Source organism: Labrys miyagiensis, assembly GCF_030160835.1.
Taxonomy (GTDB): Bacteria; Pseudomonadota; Alphaproteobacteria; order Rhizobiales; family Labraceae; genus Labrys; species Labrys miyagiensis.
This window is the reverse complement of sequence record NZ_BSPC01000028.1, coordinates 270,262-283,798: the sequence shown is the minus strand read 5'-3', so window position 1 is coordinate 283,798 and position 13,537 is coordinate 270,262. Positions and strand designations below refer to the sequence as shown.

The following is a 13,537-nucleotide window of genomic DNA, read 5'->3' as shown; positions in this document are numbered from 1 at the left end:
GACAAAAAATAGTCAGATGTCAGACCAATTTTGGTCGCCTCGTTTTCCCGGACTTCATCCTTGCCGAATGCAACCCTCCAGGGCCTTGCTCCGTTGCCGTCCGCCGATCGGGCGGATGACGTGATGCGCGCCATTGGTGGGTTCATCGCGAGTTCCGGCCTGCAGCCCGGCGACCAGCTGCCCACCGAGCGCCAGCTCATGCAGGCGCTGGCGGTGGGACGCTCGACGGTGCGCGAGGTGATCCGCAAGCTACAGGCGCTGGGCGTGGTCGAATCGCGCAAGGGCAGCGGCACCTACCTGTTGCGCGGCATGTCGGCCGACACCATCCATGTGCCGCTGGTGATCGACGCCGCCCTGTTGCGCGACCGCCTGTTGCAGACGCTAGACGTGCGCCGCGGCCTGGAAGGGGAGGCGAGCGCGCTCGCGGCCCTGCGCGCCACCCCTCAGGACGTTGCCATCATCGAGGCCAAGCTCAACGCCATGGAGGCGGTGCATCTGGTCAAGGGCACCTCCGGGCGGGAGGACCTTGCCTTCCATCTCGCCATCTACGACGCCACCCACAACCCCCTGTTCGGCCAGTTGCTCGAACAGATGCGCGAAGCCTTCGAGAGTTTTTTTGAAGAGCCTTTCGACCGGCCAGACTTCGCCCGCCGGTCCTTTCCTTTTCATCGAGAACTTTTCAACGCCATCGCCTGTCATGATCCCGACACGGCGCGGCAAAAGACGCTCGCTATTCTCGAGATTGTCGAAGAAGACATTAAGGACATGTCCAGATGATACAAGCTTACAAGGACGGGCACCGTCATTCCGGGCGGCCGAAGGAAGACCCGGAATCCATGAACACTACCCTGCCAGGACTGTGTTCATGGCTTCCGGCGTTCCGCTTCGCTCCAGCCGGAATGACGCTACCTGCGCCTTTATCGACTACGGTTTGGAGTCCCGCCAGATGACCGAACCCCTTGCCGATTTTGACCGTGCCAGCCTCGTCGTCACCCATGACGACGAGCACGCCTTCGAGGCCGTGGTGCCGCCGATCGTGCAGAGTTCGCTCTTCACCTTCGCAACCTTCGAGGAGATGGCGGCCACCTATCGCGGCGAGCGTGCGAGGCCCGTCTATTCCCGCACCACCAATCCCACCACGCGCCTGTTCGAGCAGAAGGTCGCCGAGCTCGAATATACGGAGGACGCCATCGGCTTCGCGAGCGGCATGGGTGCGATCTCCTCCACCGTGCTCGCCTTCGTCGAGCCGGGCGACCGTCTCGTTTGCGTGCGCCACGTCTATCCCGATGCCTACCGCCTGTTCGAGACGCTGCTGAAGCGCTGGAAGATCGAGACCGTCTATGTCGACGGCCGCGACCTCGATGCCGTCGCCAAGGCGCTGCCGGGCGCGAAGCTTCTCTATATGGAGAGCCCGAACAGCTGGATGATGGAGGCGCAGGACATCCAGGCCATGGCCGATCTGGCCAAGGCGAATGGCGTCATCACCGTGATCGACAACTCCTGGGCGACGCCCGTCTTCCAGCAGCCGATCCGCCACGGCGTCGATATCGTGGTGCATTCGGCTTCCAAATATATCAGCGGCCATTCCGACGTGGTGGCCGGCGTCGCCGCCGGGCGCAAGGAGCTGATGGACGTCATCCGCAAGACGATCACGCCCTATCTCGGCGCCAAGCTCGCACCCTTCGAGGCGTGGCTGCTGCTGCGGGGTCTGCGCACGCTGCCGACGCGCATGAAGGCGCATGAGACGGCCGCGCTCACCATTGCCCGCCGCCTTGGCCAGCTGCCGGAGGTGACGTCGGTGCATCATCCCGGTCTTGGCAATGCCCTGCCGCCCAGCCTCAGCGGCACCTCCGGCCTGTTCTCCTTCGCGCTCGACGACAGTGTCGACATTCCCGCTTTCGTCAATGCGCTGCACCTGTTCAAGCTCGGCGTCAGCTGGGGCGGCCATGAAAGCCTCGTCGTGCCGGCTTTGGTGGCGCAAGCCCAGAATGCCGGCCCCAATTCGGCGCTCGATTTCGGCGTTTCCGCCCGCATCGTGCGCCTTCATATCGGCCTGGAAGGTGCGGACGCCCTATGGGCGGACATCACCCAGGCTCTTGCCGTGTCAAAAAAATAGGAGCGGCACCACCGGCGCCTCGCGCGCTTCGACTGTGTTTCTAGAGCAAATTGCGATTTTATTGAATCGCAATTTTTCTCTAACTCTTTGTTTCGACGCATTTTCTTAACTGAAAAGTCTGCCGGCTTTTCTGGAAAATGCTTTGGGCGTTAATCGAAATCGAACTGCGAAAAGCAGGAGAGGGGAGTCCCAATGTTCAGAAAGCTGCTACTGGCCGCCACGGCCTCGTTTGCCATCACCATGCCGGCCTGGGCCGACACCACGCTCAAGCTGACCGAGGTCATCACCAGCCCCGATCGTACCGAGACGCTCAAGCAGATCGTCAAGACCTTCGAGGACGCCAATCCGGGCGTGCATGTCGACATCACCTCGCTGCCCTGGGGCCAGGCCTTCGAGAAATTCGCCACCATGGTCTCGGCTGGCGACACGCCCGACGTGGTGGAGATGCCCGACCGCTGGCAGTCTCTTTATGCCAATAACGGCATGCTCGAGAGCCTTGAGCCTTATCTGGCCAAGTGGGACCACACCAAGGATTTGAACGACCGCGCCCTGCAAATGGGCCGCTATGTCAACAACACCGCCTACGCATTGCCTTACGGCTTCTATCTGCGCGCGATGTTCTACAATAAGAAGCTCTTCGCCCAGGCCGGCATCGACGGCCCGCCGAAGACCCTCGACGACTTCGTCGCCGACGCCAAGAAAGTATCCGCCATCCCCGGCAAGTATGGCTATTGCCTGCGTGGCGGTCCGGGCGGTCTCAACGGCTGGATGATGTTCGGCGCCACGGTGGCCGGGGACGGCACCTTCTTCAAGCCGGACGGCACCTCGACGATGGCCGACCCCGACTGGGTCAAGGGCGTCTCCATCCTCACGGATATCTACAAGAGCGGCGGGGCACCCAAGGATAGCGTCAATTGGGGCTTCAACGACATCGTGTCGGGCTTCTATTCCGGCACTTGCGCCATGCTCGACCAGGATCCGGACGCGCTGATCGGTATTTCCGGCCAGATGAGCAAGGACGACTATGACGTGGCGCCCATGCCCAAGGGGCCGGCCGGCAAGGCCTTCCCGACGCTCGGCTACGGGTCGTGGTCGATGTTCTCCAATTCCCAGAACAAGGATCTGGCCTGGAAGCTGATTGCGGCACTCGATGGACCGGAAGGCAACATCGCCTGGAACAAGAAGACCGGCGCACTGCCGATCTACAAATCGGCCGAAAAGGATCCTTTCTACGCCGATCCCAAGTTCAAGGGCTGGTTTGCCGAGCTCGCCGATCCCAATGTCGTGCCGCTGGTGATGCCGACCTATCTCAAGGAGTTCGCCTTCTTCGCCGACTCGCTGGCCGTAAAGACCACCCAGCAAGCCCTCCTTGGCCAGCTCACGCCCGAGCAGCTCGCCACGCAATGGGCCACCTACCTGACCAAGGCGCAGAAGAAATATCTCGAGAGCAAGAAATAGGCGCTGCCGCACGGCTGGCTGCCCCGGCACCCGCCGTTGCCTTCACCCCGGACACAGTTCCGGGGTGAATTTCTCAGGAGATCGAACGCGGTCGCCTCGAAGGGAAGCGACCGCGCGCTCCACCCGTGTTCTCCAATTGGATTGAACAGGCATGGCTCTTGCGCAAACAATGGCTCCTCCCCGACGGAATGCCCGCTGGCTTTGGCTGGCCTTCGAACCCTGGCTCTATGTCGCGCCCTCCGTCATCCTCATCGCGACCATCATGCTGGTGCCGCTGATCATCGGCATTTCCTACGCTTTCCGCGACATCCAGATCCTGGATCCGACGAGCGGCGGCTATGTCGGCTTCGATCACTTCTACGACCTGTGGGACGATGCGAATTTCTGGAACGCCCTGTCCAACACGGTGTGGTGGACGGTGATTTCAGTCGTGCTGCAGTTCGTGCTCGGGCTCATCCTGGCGTTGCTGCTCAACAAGCCTTTCCCGGGACGTTCGGTGGTCCAGGCGCTGGTCTTCCTGCCCTGGGCGGTGCCGAGCTTCCTGTCCGGCCTCAACTGGGCCTGGATGCTGAATCCCGTGGTTGGTCCGGTGCCGCATTGGCTGGTGTCGCTTGGCCTGATGGCGACCCCGGAGAACATCCTGTCCAGCCCCACCCATGCGCTGTGGGGGCCGATCGTCGCCAATGTCTGGTGGGGCTTTCCGTTCTTTGCCATCATGATGCTCGCGGCCCTGCAATCCATTCCTGCCGACATCTATGAGGCGGCGCAGATCGACGGAGCCGGCCCCATCAAGCGGTTCTTCTCGATCACCCTGCCTTTCCTGGCTCCCACCATGGCCATCACGGTGATGCTGCGCGCCGTCTGGATCGCCAATTCGGCGGATCTGATCGTGGTGATGACCCAGGGCGGCCCCGCCGATTCAACCCAGATCGTTGCGAGCTATATCTTCACGCAAGCCTTCCGCTCGCTCGATTTCGGCTACGCCTCGGCCATCGCCCTGGTGCTGCTGTTCCTGCTGCTTGCCTATGCCGGCGTGCTGGTCGTGCTGCGGCAAATGCTGATCAAGCGAGGTTGAAGCCATGCGCCGATCCACACGCCGCGGCATCTACTGGGTCTTCCACTATGCCCTGGTCGCCTGCTTCCTCATCATCGCCTTGTTCCCGCTCTTCTGGGTCTTCAAGGTCTCGATCACGCCGAACGACCTTCTCTATACGGAGGGCGTGCGTCTGTGGCCGTCACGCTTCAGCTTGGATCACTACGCCTCGGTGATCAGCCACACCGACTTCCCGCTCTATTTCCGCAACAGCCTGACTATCGCCACGACGACGGCGATCTTCACCACGCTGATTGCGGCGGGGGCCGGCTATAGTTTCTCGCGCTTCATCTATGCAGGCAAATTCTGGCTGATCGGGCTGATGCTCGTCACCCAGATGTTCCCGCTGGTGATGATCATCGCGCCGATCTTCAAGCTGTTCCAGCCGCTCGGGCTCAACAACAGCCTGACCGGCCTGATCATCGTCTACACCACCTACAACGTGCCGTTCGCCGCCTTCCTGATGCAATCCTTCTTCGACGCCATACCGAAGGATCTCGAGGAGGCTGCCATGATCGACGGCGCCACCCGCTTCGTCGCGGTCCGGCAGATCGTGCTGCCGCTGACCATGCCCGGCATCGCGGCGACCCTTGGTTTCGTCTTCACGGCGGCCTGGAGCGAGCTTCTGTTTGCGCTGATGCTCAATTCGAAGGACAGCGTCATCACCTTCCCGGTGGGCTTGCTCAACTTCGTTTCGAAGTTCGCGGTGGATTTCGGGCAGATGATGGCGGCTGGCGTGCTGGCCCTGATCCCCGTCTGCATCTTCTTCTTCCTGATCCAGCGCTACCTGGTCCAGGGGCTCACGGCCGGCGCCGTGAAGGGTTGAAAGGAAATTCGCGATGGCAAACATCGATGTGAAGGCCGTGCGCAAGAACTACGGCGCCGTACCCATCCTCAAGGGCATCGACCTCTCGATCCGCTCGGGCGAGTTCGTGGTGCTGGTGGGGCCTTCGGGTTGCGGCAAGTCCACGCTGCTGCGCCTGATCGCGGGGCTGGAGGACACCTCGCAGGGTGAGATCCTGATCGACGGCAAGACGGTCAACGACCTGCCGCCCAAGGATCGGGACATCGCCATGGTGTTCCAGTCCTATGCGCTCTATCCGCATATGAGCGTGCGCGACAATATGAGCTACGCCCTGAAGCTGAGGAAGAAGACTTCGGACTTCATCGCCAAGGCGGTCAACCATGCCGGCGCCAAGCTGGGGCTCGACGCGCTGCAGGAACGCAAGCCGCGCCAGCTCTCCGGCGGCCAGCGCCAGCGCGTCGCCATGGGCCGGGCCATCGTGCGTGACCCCAAGGCCTTCCTGTTCGACGAACCCCTGTCGAACCTCGATGCGCGCCTGCGCGAACAGATGCGCTTCGAGATCAAGAAGCTCCACCGCGACCTCAACGCCACCTCGGTCTATGTCACCCATGACCAGATCGAGGCGATGACCATGGCCGACCGCATCGTCGCCATGCAGGGCGGCATGATCCAACAGGTCGGCGCTCCCCTGGAGCTCTATGACGATCCCGCCAACATGTTCGTGGCCGGCTTCATCGGCTCGCCGGCGATGAATTTCCTCAACGCCGAGGCGGTACCGGCTGCGGGCGCGGACGGGCAGGTGCTGAAGGTGGGCGACACGCCACTCGCCACCCTTCCAGGCAGGGCGCTGCCCCCGAGCGTGATCGTCGGCATCCGCCCTGAACGCGTGGTGCTCTCCCCGGCGGGCGAGGTACCCGCGCGCGTCGATCTCATCGAACCGACGGGTTTGGGCACCGTCGCCCATCTCCAGATCGGCGGGCAGGACCTGAAGCTGTTCACCACGGACCGCCCGCAGATCAGCGTGGGCGAGACGGTGAGGGTATTGATCGCGCTGGGGGATCTGCGCCTGTTCGACCCGGGCTCGGGTGCGAGGATCAGGGTGGGGTAGACCAGGACGTTAGAGGCGCGGGAAGCCTCCCCCACGAAGCTGGGGGTATCGCGCACACAAACTGTGTGCGCGATACCCCCAGCTTCGTGGGGGAGGCTTTCGCGTTGCGCCTCTTTTCAAATCGACGCCTCGTGTGCCACAACACCCCCGAATATTGCCTCTCATTTCATCTCGCAGGCTTTCATGTCCGATATTGCTTCCCCGAGCGAGGCGGTGTCCGCCCCTGATACGCCTGCCTGGGTGACGCTGCTGATGGCCGCCGCCTGCGGCATGATCGCGGCGAACCTCTATTATGCCCAGCCCCTCATCGGCCTGATCAGCGCCGATCTCGGCATGTCGCCCGCCGCCGCCGGCCTGATAGTCACCATGACGCAGATCGGCTACGGCACCGGCCTGCTCTTCCTGGTGCCGCTCGGCGATCTCATCGAGAACCGCAAGCTGATCGTCAGCGTGCTGTCGATCGCAGTGCTGGGGCTCGCCGGCGTGCTGATGGCGCGCAGTGACGTGCAATTTCTGATCGCGGCGCTGTTCATCGGCATCGGCTCCGTCGCCATCCAGATCATCGTGCCCTTCGCCGCCTTTCTCGCGCAGCCGGAGCAGCGCGGCCGCGTGGTCGGCAATGTCATGAGCGGCCTGATGATCGGCATCATGCTGGCCCGGCCGGTGTCGAGCCTGATCACGGACTTCACCTCCTGGCACGTCGTATTCATGCTCTCCATCGCCATGATGGTGATGCTCGGCCTCGTGCTCCTGCGCGCCCTGCCTCGGCGCCAGCCTCCGCCTGGCCCGAGTTATGGCGGTCTGCTCGCCTCGATGGCGATGCTGGTGCGCACCACGCCGATCCTGCGACGCCGCGCCCTCTACCAGGCCGGCATGTTCAGCGCCTTCAGCCTGTTCTGGACGACATCGCCGTTGTGGCTGGCGAGCCCCGCCTTCGGCATGAGTCAGTCCGGCATCGCCCTGGTGGCATTGGCCGGCGCGGCAGGCGCCGTGGCCGCGCCCATCGCCGGACGCATCGCCGACCGCGGCTGGAGCCGGCCGGCCTCGGCCGTCGCCATGTCGCTGGGCGCCGTCGCCTTCCTCCTGACCCATATCGCCGAGCCCGGTTCCACCCTCTCGCTCGCGCTGCTGATCGCAGCGGCCATCGTGCTCGATTTCGGCGTCACCTCCAATCTCGTACTGGGCCAGCGCCTGATCTATGCGCTGGGCGACGAATATCGCAGCCGCCTCAACGGGCTCTACATGGCGACCTTCTTCTGCGGCGGCGCCATCGGCTCGGCGCTGGGCGGCTGGGCCTTCGTCCACGGCGGCTGGACCATGGCCTCCTGGATCGGCTTCTGCCTGCCGGTGCTTGCCTTGCTGTTCTTCGCGACGGAAAAGCGGGGGTAAGGAGCACCATGGTTTCATGGCGAGTCGAAGGACGCGTCATTCCGGCCGTAGCGAAGCGAAGAGCCGGAATCCATGAACACTACCTTCAAAGGATTGTGTTCGTGGATTCCGGAGCTCCCTTCGGTCGTCCGGAATGACGGCGCCTCTTATTCCGAAGTTCCGGCAATTCGGAAATTCCGATCTCTCAGGACGACCCAATGACGATCACCATCTATGGCATCAAGAACTGCGACACCATGAAGAAGGCCCGAACCTGGCTCGAGGGCCATGGTGTCGCCTATGCCTTCCACGACTACAAGGCTGAGGGCATCGACCGCCGGCACCTGCAGGCCTGGAGCAGGAAGGTCGGCTGGGAAGTGCTGTTCAACAAGGCCGGCACCACCTTCAAGGCGCTGCCCGAGGCCGACAAGCAGGGCATCGACGAGAGCAAGGCCATCGCGCTGATGCTGGCCCAGCCCTCGATGATCAAACGTCCGGTGCTCGACCTCGGCAACGGCAAGCTGCTGGTGGGCTTCAAGCCGGATATCTATGCGGGGGCGGTGAAGGGGTAGTGCCTTCTGGGGGGACTGCAGCAGCGTCATTCCGGCCGTAGCGAAGCGAAGAGCCGGAATCCATGAAGACCACCTTAAGAGGACTGTGTTCATGGATTCCGGATCTCCTTCGGTCGTCCGGAATGACGCCGCGTCTCTACTTCCCGATCCCAACTGAACGCAAACCGCCTTAATCGTCCAATCCCTTCCCATCGACAATCGGCTGTCTGTATTTCTCGATCCTCGCCTCGCGGGTCTTGGCTTGCTTGGCCGAGGAGAAATAGAGGAGGTAGCCCCGTTGCCGCCCCGGCGTCAGGGCCTCGAAAGCCGTCTTCAGGTCGGGGTCTTCGTTCAATCGCGTCTGGAACTCCTCGGGCATGGCGAATTCCCGGGTCTTCTTGAAATCTACCTTCAGGCCGGCTTTCTCCACCTCGATGGCCTCGTGGATATAGGCCTTCAGGGCATTTGCCTGTTTCACGATATCCTGGAGATTGGTGAAGCGGATCTGGCGCCCGGCCTGCACATTCTCCGTCTGCTGGATGAGGATGCCAGCGTCATCCTTCAATAGGGCGCCCTTGAAGAACAGCAGCGCGCAATAATCCTTGAAACCGTGGATGAGAACGATGTTGGCGTCCTGGAGGGTGTAGCAGGGATGGCCCCATTTGAACTCCTCCGTCAGCTCGCAGTCGAGAACGATCGCCCGCAGCCTCTCAAATTCTTCGCGCCACGCCTTGGCCTTGCTTAAAAATGCGTCGACCTTGGGATTGGTTCTGCTCGTCGTCATCGCACGCCTTTCAGCCGGTTTCCTGCCGGCCGCGAGTATGGCCCGGAATCCCGGCTGACGTCACCCATCCATGGCCAGACGAACCAAGGGCCGTCCTTCTCGGAGCTCCGGAAGGATGGCCCTTGCTCCCGCTCACATCTCCATCAGCGTCTTGAAGCCGCCATAGATCATGCGCTTGGCGTCAAAAGGTGCGCTGTTCATGCTGTCCTTCAGCCTGGGATCGGCCATCACCTTGGCGTTGATGGCGTCGCGCTCCTGGCGCGAGGGATAGGTGATCCAGGAGAACACCACCACCTCGTCGTCCTTGGCCTGGACCGAGCGCGGGAACGAGGTCAGCTCGCCATAGGGCACGTCGTCGCCGACACATTCGACGTAAGTGAGGGCGCCGTGCTCCTTCCAGACGGTGCCGGCCAGGCGCGCCATATCCTCATAGGCTTTCAGATTCTGCTTGGGAACCGCCACCACGAAACCATCGACATAGGCCATATCGCTTCCTCCTGCTTCGACCGTCCGAAGGACGAACGGGCGGGAGGCTAGCCGACAATCGGGGCGAAATCTTTGGAAAGCTGACGATATTACGCAACTTTAACGTGTGTCAGCGCTGCTTCTCGAAGCGCTTGATCACACGCTCGCGCTTGAGGCGGGAGAGCCGCTGGATCCAGAATATGCCGTCGAGCTGGTCGATCTCATGCTGCAGGCAGATGGCAAGCAGGCCATCGGCTTCCTCGGTTTGCCTGGCGCCGTCCTTGTCCTGATAGGCCACGCGCACGCGAGCAGGGCGCTGGAGCGTCTCCGTCACCCCGGGCATGGAGACGCTGCCTTCGATATGGTCCTGCACCTCCTCCGACGACCATGTGATGCGCGGATTGGCATAGAGCCGCAGACGGTTTTCGCCCGGTAGTTCCAGCACGGTCAGCCGCTGGAGAATGCCCAGATGCGGCGCGGTGATGCCGATACCGGGCGCGGCGCGCATGGTGTCGAGAAGATCTGCCGCGAGGGCCTCCAGCGGCGCGCCGAACGCCGTGACGGGCTCGGCCGCTAGGCGGAGGCGGGGATCGGGGAAACGGAGAATCGGTCGGATGGGCATAGGGCGAGGGCGGTTGGGCGAGATGAGACGGTTGGGACGAAAGCGAGCCTTCGAAGCCCCCTCGCCCCGTTCTTACGGGGAGAGGATAGAGGTGAGGGGCTGAGCGGACTTACGGGAGTAGCAATTCTGGAGCCGGAATCGGTTTCCGCACTTGTAACTTATTGATCTTAATCCAAGAAATTATATTCTGCGAGAGTCGAGCTGCCCCTCACCTCTATCCTCTCCCCGTAAGAACGGGGCGAGGGGGCGCGATCGGCGCGGCTTTTTCTCGGCTCGCCTCATCTCGCCCAACCGAAGAATGCCCCCTTCACGCCGCCCTCCGCCTCGCCTTCGCCGGCTTTACCGGTGCAGCCTCCAGCCCATGCGAGAGATCCTCCAGGATCGGGCAGTCCGGCCTGCCGTCGCCGTGGCAGTTGTGCACGAGGTGGCGAAGCGTTTTGGCCATGCCCTCGATCTCCTTCATCTTGCGTTCGAGCTCGGCGATATGGGTCTCCGCCACGCGCTTCACGTCGGCGCTTGCCCGCGTGCGGTCGCTCCACAGGGCCAGCAGCGTCTCCATCTGCTCGACCGAGAAGCCGAGGTCGCGGGCGCGGCGGATGAAGCGCAGGGTGTGGATGTCGCTCGCGCCATAGACGCGGTAGCCCGCCTCGGTGCGAGCGACATTGGCAACCAGGCCGATAGATTCATAATAGCGGATCATCTTGGCCGAGACGCCGGACGCACCGGCTGCTTCACCGATATTCATGGCTGAGACTCCCTCCAGGCCGAGGCCGTGGCGGGTTGGAACCGCCTCAGCCTCAACGCATTGGTGACGACGAAGACGCTGGACAGCGCCATGGCGCCCGCCGCCAGCATGGGCGAAAGCAGGGTGCCGTTGAAGGGGTAGAGCAGGCCAGCGGCGATCGGGATCAGCGCGACATTATAGGCAAAGGCCCAGAACAGATTCTGCCCGATATTGCGCATGGTCGCCTTCGACAGGCCGATCGCCCTGGCGACGCCGAGGGGATCGCCCGACATCAGCACCACATCGGCGCTCTCGATGGCGATATCCGTGCCCGTGCCGATGGCGATGCCGGCATCGGCGCTGGCGAGAGCCGGGGCGTCGTTGATGCCGTCGCCCACGAAGGCCACCTTGCGGCCGCCGGCGGCGAGGCGCTTTACCGCCTCCGCCTTGCCATCCGGCAGGATCTCGGCCTCGACCCGGTCGATCCCCAGCGTTTTCGCGATGGCTTCGGCCGTCCTGCGATTGTCGCCCGTAATCATCGCGACTTCCAGACCGGAGGCCTTGAGGGCCGCAATGGCCGCCGCCGCCGAGGGCTTGATGGGGTCGGCGACACCGATGAGTGCGGCGACCCGCCCGTCGATGGCGGCGAGAAGGGGCGTACGCGCGGCTTCGCCGAGGGCGCCGGCCCTGGCGGCAAGGTCCGAAGTATCGATGCCATGCTCCTCCAGCCAGCGCTGCGAGCCGACCAAGACCGTGCGGCCGCCGACACTGCCGGCAACGCCGCGGCCCGGCACGGCCTCGAAGCCATCCACCGGCTGCAGCACGAGGTTGCGCTCCCGGGCCGCTTCGACGATGGCTGTCGCGATGGGATGCTCGGAGCGGGCCTCCACGGCGGCGACCAGCGCTAGCACCTCGTTGGCGTCAAGACCGGACGCCGGTTCGAAATCCGTGACTGCGGGAGCGCCTGATGTCAGCGTGCCCGTCTTGTCGAAGGCGACGATGCCGATGTCGCGCAGGCTCTGCAGCGCATCGCCGCGGCGGAAGAGCACGCCAAGCTCGGCGGCGCGGCCGCTGCCGACCATGATCGAGGTCGGCGTGGCCAGACCCATGGCGCAGGGGCAGGCGATGATCAGCACGGCCACGGCGTTTACGAGCGCAAAGCTCAGCGCCGGGCTGGGGCCGAGCATCAGCCAGGCCGCGAAGGTGACCAGCGCGGCCGCGATCACGGCGGGCACGAACCAGGCGGTGATGCGGTCGACCAGCGCCTGGATCGGCAGCTTGGCGCCCTGGGCGACCTCGACCATGCGGATGATCTGCGCCAGCAGCGTCTTCGAGCCGACCTTGGTGGCACGGAAGGTGAAGCTGCCCGTCTTGTTGATGGTGCCGCCGATGACCTCGGCGCCGGCGGCCTTGGCGACCGGCAGCGGCTCGCCGGAGATCATCGCTTCGTCCACGAAAGAGGAGCCTTCGATCACTTCGCCGTCGACGGCGATCTTCTCGCCGGGGCGCACGCGGATAACATCGCCGGCCTTGAGTTCGGCGATCGGCACCTCCGTCTCGACGCCGTCGCGCAGGCGCAGCGCCGTCTTGGCCTGCAGCCCGGCCAGCTTGCGGATGGCTTCGCTCGTCGCGCCCTTGGCGCGGGCTTCGAGATAGCGGCCGAGCAGGATCAGCGTCACAATCACGCCGGCGGCCTCGTAATAGACATTGGCGGTGCCCTCGGGCAGCAGCGCGGGCAGGAAAGTCGCGACCACCGAAAACAGCCAGGCGGCGCCCGACCCGAGCGCCACCAGCGCGTTCATGTCCGGTGTGCCGCGCAGCAAGGTGGGAACGCCCTTGCGGAAGAAGCGCAGGCCCGGCCCGAACAGGACGAGGCTGGTCAGCACGAACTGGGCGTACCAATTCCCCGCACCGAGCGTCATCATCACCTGGTGATGGAAGGCCGGCACGAGATGCGAACCCATCTCGACCAGGAAGACAGGCAGGGTCAGCGCGGCGGCGAGGATGAGATCGCGGCGCAGGGCCGCGAGTTCCGCGGTTCGTGCGCTGCGCTCGGGATCATCGGCGCGCTCTTCCTCGATGACATGCGCCTCATAGCCCGCCTTGGCGATGGCGGCGAGCACGGGCGGCAGATCTGGCCTGGCACTGAAATCGACCTGGGCACGCTCGGTCGCCAGGTTGACGGAGGCCCTGGAAACGCCGGGCGCGCCGGCAATGGCCTTCTCGACCCGACGTACGCAGGAGGCGCAGGTCATGCCGTCGATGGCGAGTTCATAAGTCGTGGAGGCGTCGTGGGTCGAAGACATGGCAATCCCTTTCCGGGTGTTGCTCATGTAGGTAATCCTTCCCATGATGGGAAGGTCAAGGGGTGGCGTATTGGTGTGCCGGTCTTCTCAGTCACATCGACCAACGGTCGATGTGACTGGAACGGCATGGAACCACC

12 protein-coding genes and 1 pseudogene are annotated in these 13,537 nt (G+C 63.7%); 8 read left to right on the top strand and 5 right to left on the bottom strand.

Going from position 1 to position 13,537, the window contains the following annotated elements; translation table 11 throughout:
- Nucleotides 1-60 precede the first annotated feature (60 nt).
- The 8 genes from QQL24_RS17515 (at nt 61) to QQL24_RS17480 (ending at nt 8,520) form a co-directional block, all read left to right on the top strand.
- Nucleotides 61-777, top strand: coding sequence for a FadR/GntR family transcriptional regulator (locus QQL24_RS17515; RefSeq protein WP_431310698.1), 717 nt, complete (start codon nt 61-63; stop codon nt 775-777).
- A gap of 169 nt (nt 778-946) precedes the next feature.
- Nucleotides 947-2,116: a PLP-dependent transferase gene (locus QQL24_RS17510; protein WP_284313567.1), complete on the top strand. Its 1,170-nt coding sequence runs from the start codon at nt 947-949 to the stop codon at nt 2,114-2,116.
- Between the two features lie 192 nt (nt 2,117-2,308).
- Nucleotides 2,309-3,574: an ABC transporter substrate-binding protein gene (locus QQL24_RS17505; RefSeq protein WP_284313566.1), complete on the top strand. Its 1,266-nt coding sequence runs from the start codon at nt 2,309-2,311 to the stop codon at nt 3,572-3,574.
- Nucleotides 3,575-3,725: 151 nt separating this feature from the next.
- Nucleotides 3,726-4,649 carry a carbohydrate ABC transporter permease gene (locus QQL24_RS17500; protein WP_431310697.1) on the top strand — a complete coding sequence of 308 codons (924 nt, stop codon included), beginning with the start codon at nt 3,726-3,728 and terminating at the stop codon, nt 4,647-4,649.
- A gap of 4 nt (nt 4,650-4,653) precedes the next feature.
- Nucleotides 4,654-5,493, top strand: coding sequence for a carbohydrate ABC transporter permease (locus QQL24_RS17495; protein ID WP_284313564.1), 840 nt, complete (start codon nt 4,654-4,656; stop codon nt 5,491-5,493).
- Nucleotides 5,494-5,506: 13 nt separating this feature from the next.
- Entirely contained in the window at nt 5,507-6,580 is a 1,074-nt protein-coding gene (locus tag QQL24_RS17490) for an ABC transporter ATP-binding protein (RefSeq protein WP_284313563.1), read from the top strand.
- A gap of 183 nt (nt 6,581-6,763) precedes the next feature.
- Nucleotides 6,764-7,969: an MFS transporter gene (locus tag QQL24_RS17485; RefSeq protein WP_284313562.1), complete on the top strand. Its 1,206-nt coding sequence runs from the start codon at nt 6,764-6,766 to the stop codon at nt 7,967-7,969.
- Between the two features lie 197 nt (nt 7,970-8,166).
- Nucleotides 8,167-8,520 carry an ArsC family reductase gene (locus QQL24_RS17480; protein WP_284313561.1) on the top strand — a complete coding sequence of 118 codons (354 nt, stop codon included), beginning with the start codon at nt 8,167-8,169 and terminating at the stop codon, nt 8,518-8,520.
- A 169-nt stretch (nt 8,521-8,689) separates the two neighbouring features.
- On the opposite strand, the gene QQL24_RS17475 is transcribed toward QQL24_RS17480, so the two are convergent.
- The 5 genes and pseudogenes from QQL24_RS17475 to QQL24_RS17455 form a co-directional block, all read right to left on the bottom strand.
- A complete protein-coding gene (locus QQL24_RS17475) occupies nt 8,690-9,283 on the bottom strand; it encodes a YdeI/OmpD-associated family protein (protein WP_284313560.1) in 594 nt (197 codons plus the stop codon).
- Between the two features lie 132 nt (nt 9,284-9,415).
- A complete protein-coding gene (locus QQL24_RS17470) occupies nt 9,416-9,769 on the bottom strand; it encodes a DUF1428 domain-containing protein (RefSeq protein ID WP_284313559.1) in 354 nt (117 codons plus the stop codon).
- Between the two features lie 109 nt (nt 9,770-9,878).
- Complete coding sequence (locus tag QQL24_RS17465) at nt 9,879-10,370, bottom strand: peptide deformylase (RefSeq protein WP_284313558.1); 492 nt, start codon at nt 10,368-10,370, stop codon at nt 9,879-9,881.
- Nucleotides 10,371-10,677: 307 nt separating this feature from the next.
- The gene (cueR, locus tag QQL24_RS17460; RefSeq protein WP_284313557.1) at nt 10,678-11,115 is read right to left on the bottom strand and encodes a Cu(I)-responsive transcriptional regulator; all 438 of its coding nucleotides are present in this window, start codon (nt 11,113-11,115) and stop codon (nt 10,678-10,680) included.
- A pseudogene (locus QQL24_RS17455) lies at nt 11,112-13,367 on the bottom strand (heavy metal translocating P-type ATPase); the annotation flags it as partial. The gene cueR and the pseudogene QQL24_RS17455, both read right to left, overlap by 4 nt.
- Nucleotides 13,368-13,537 lie beyond the last annotated feature (170 nt).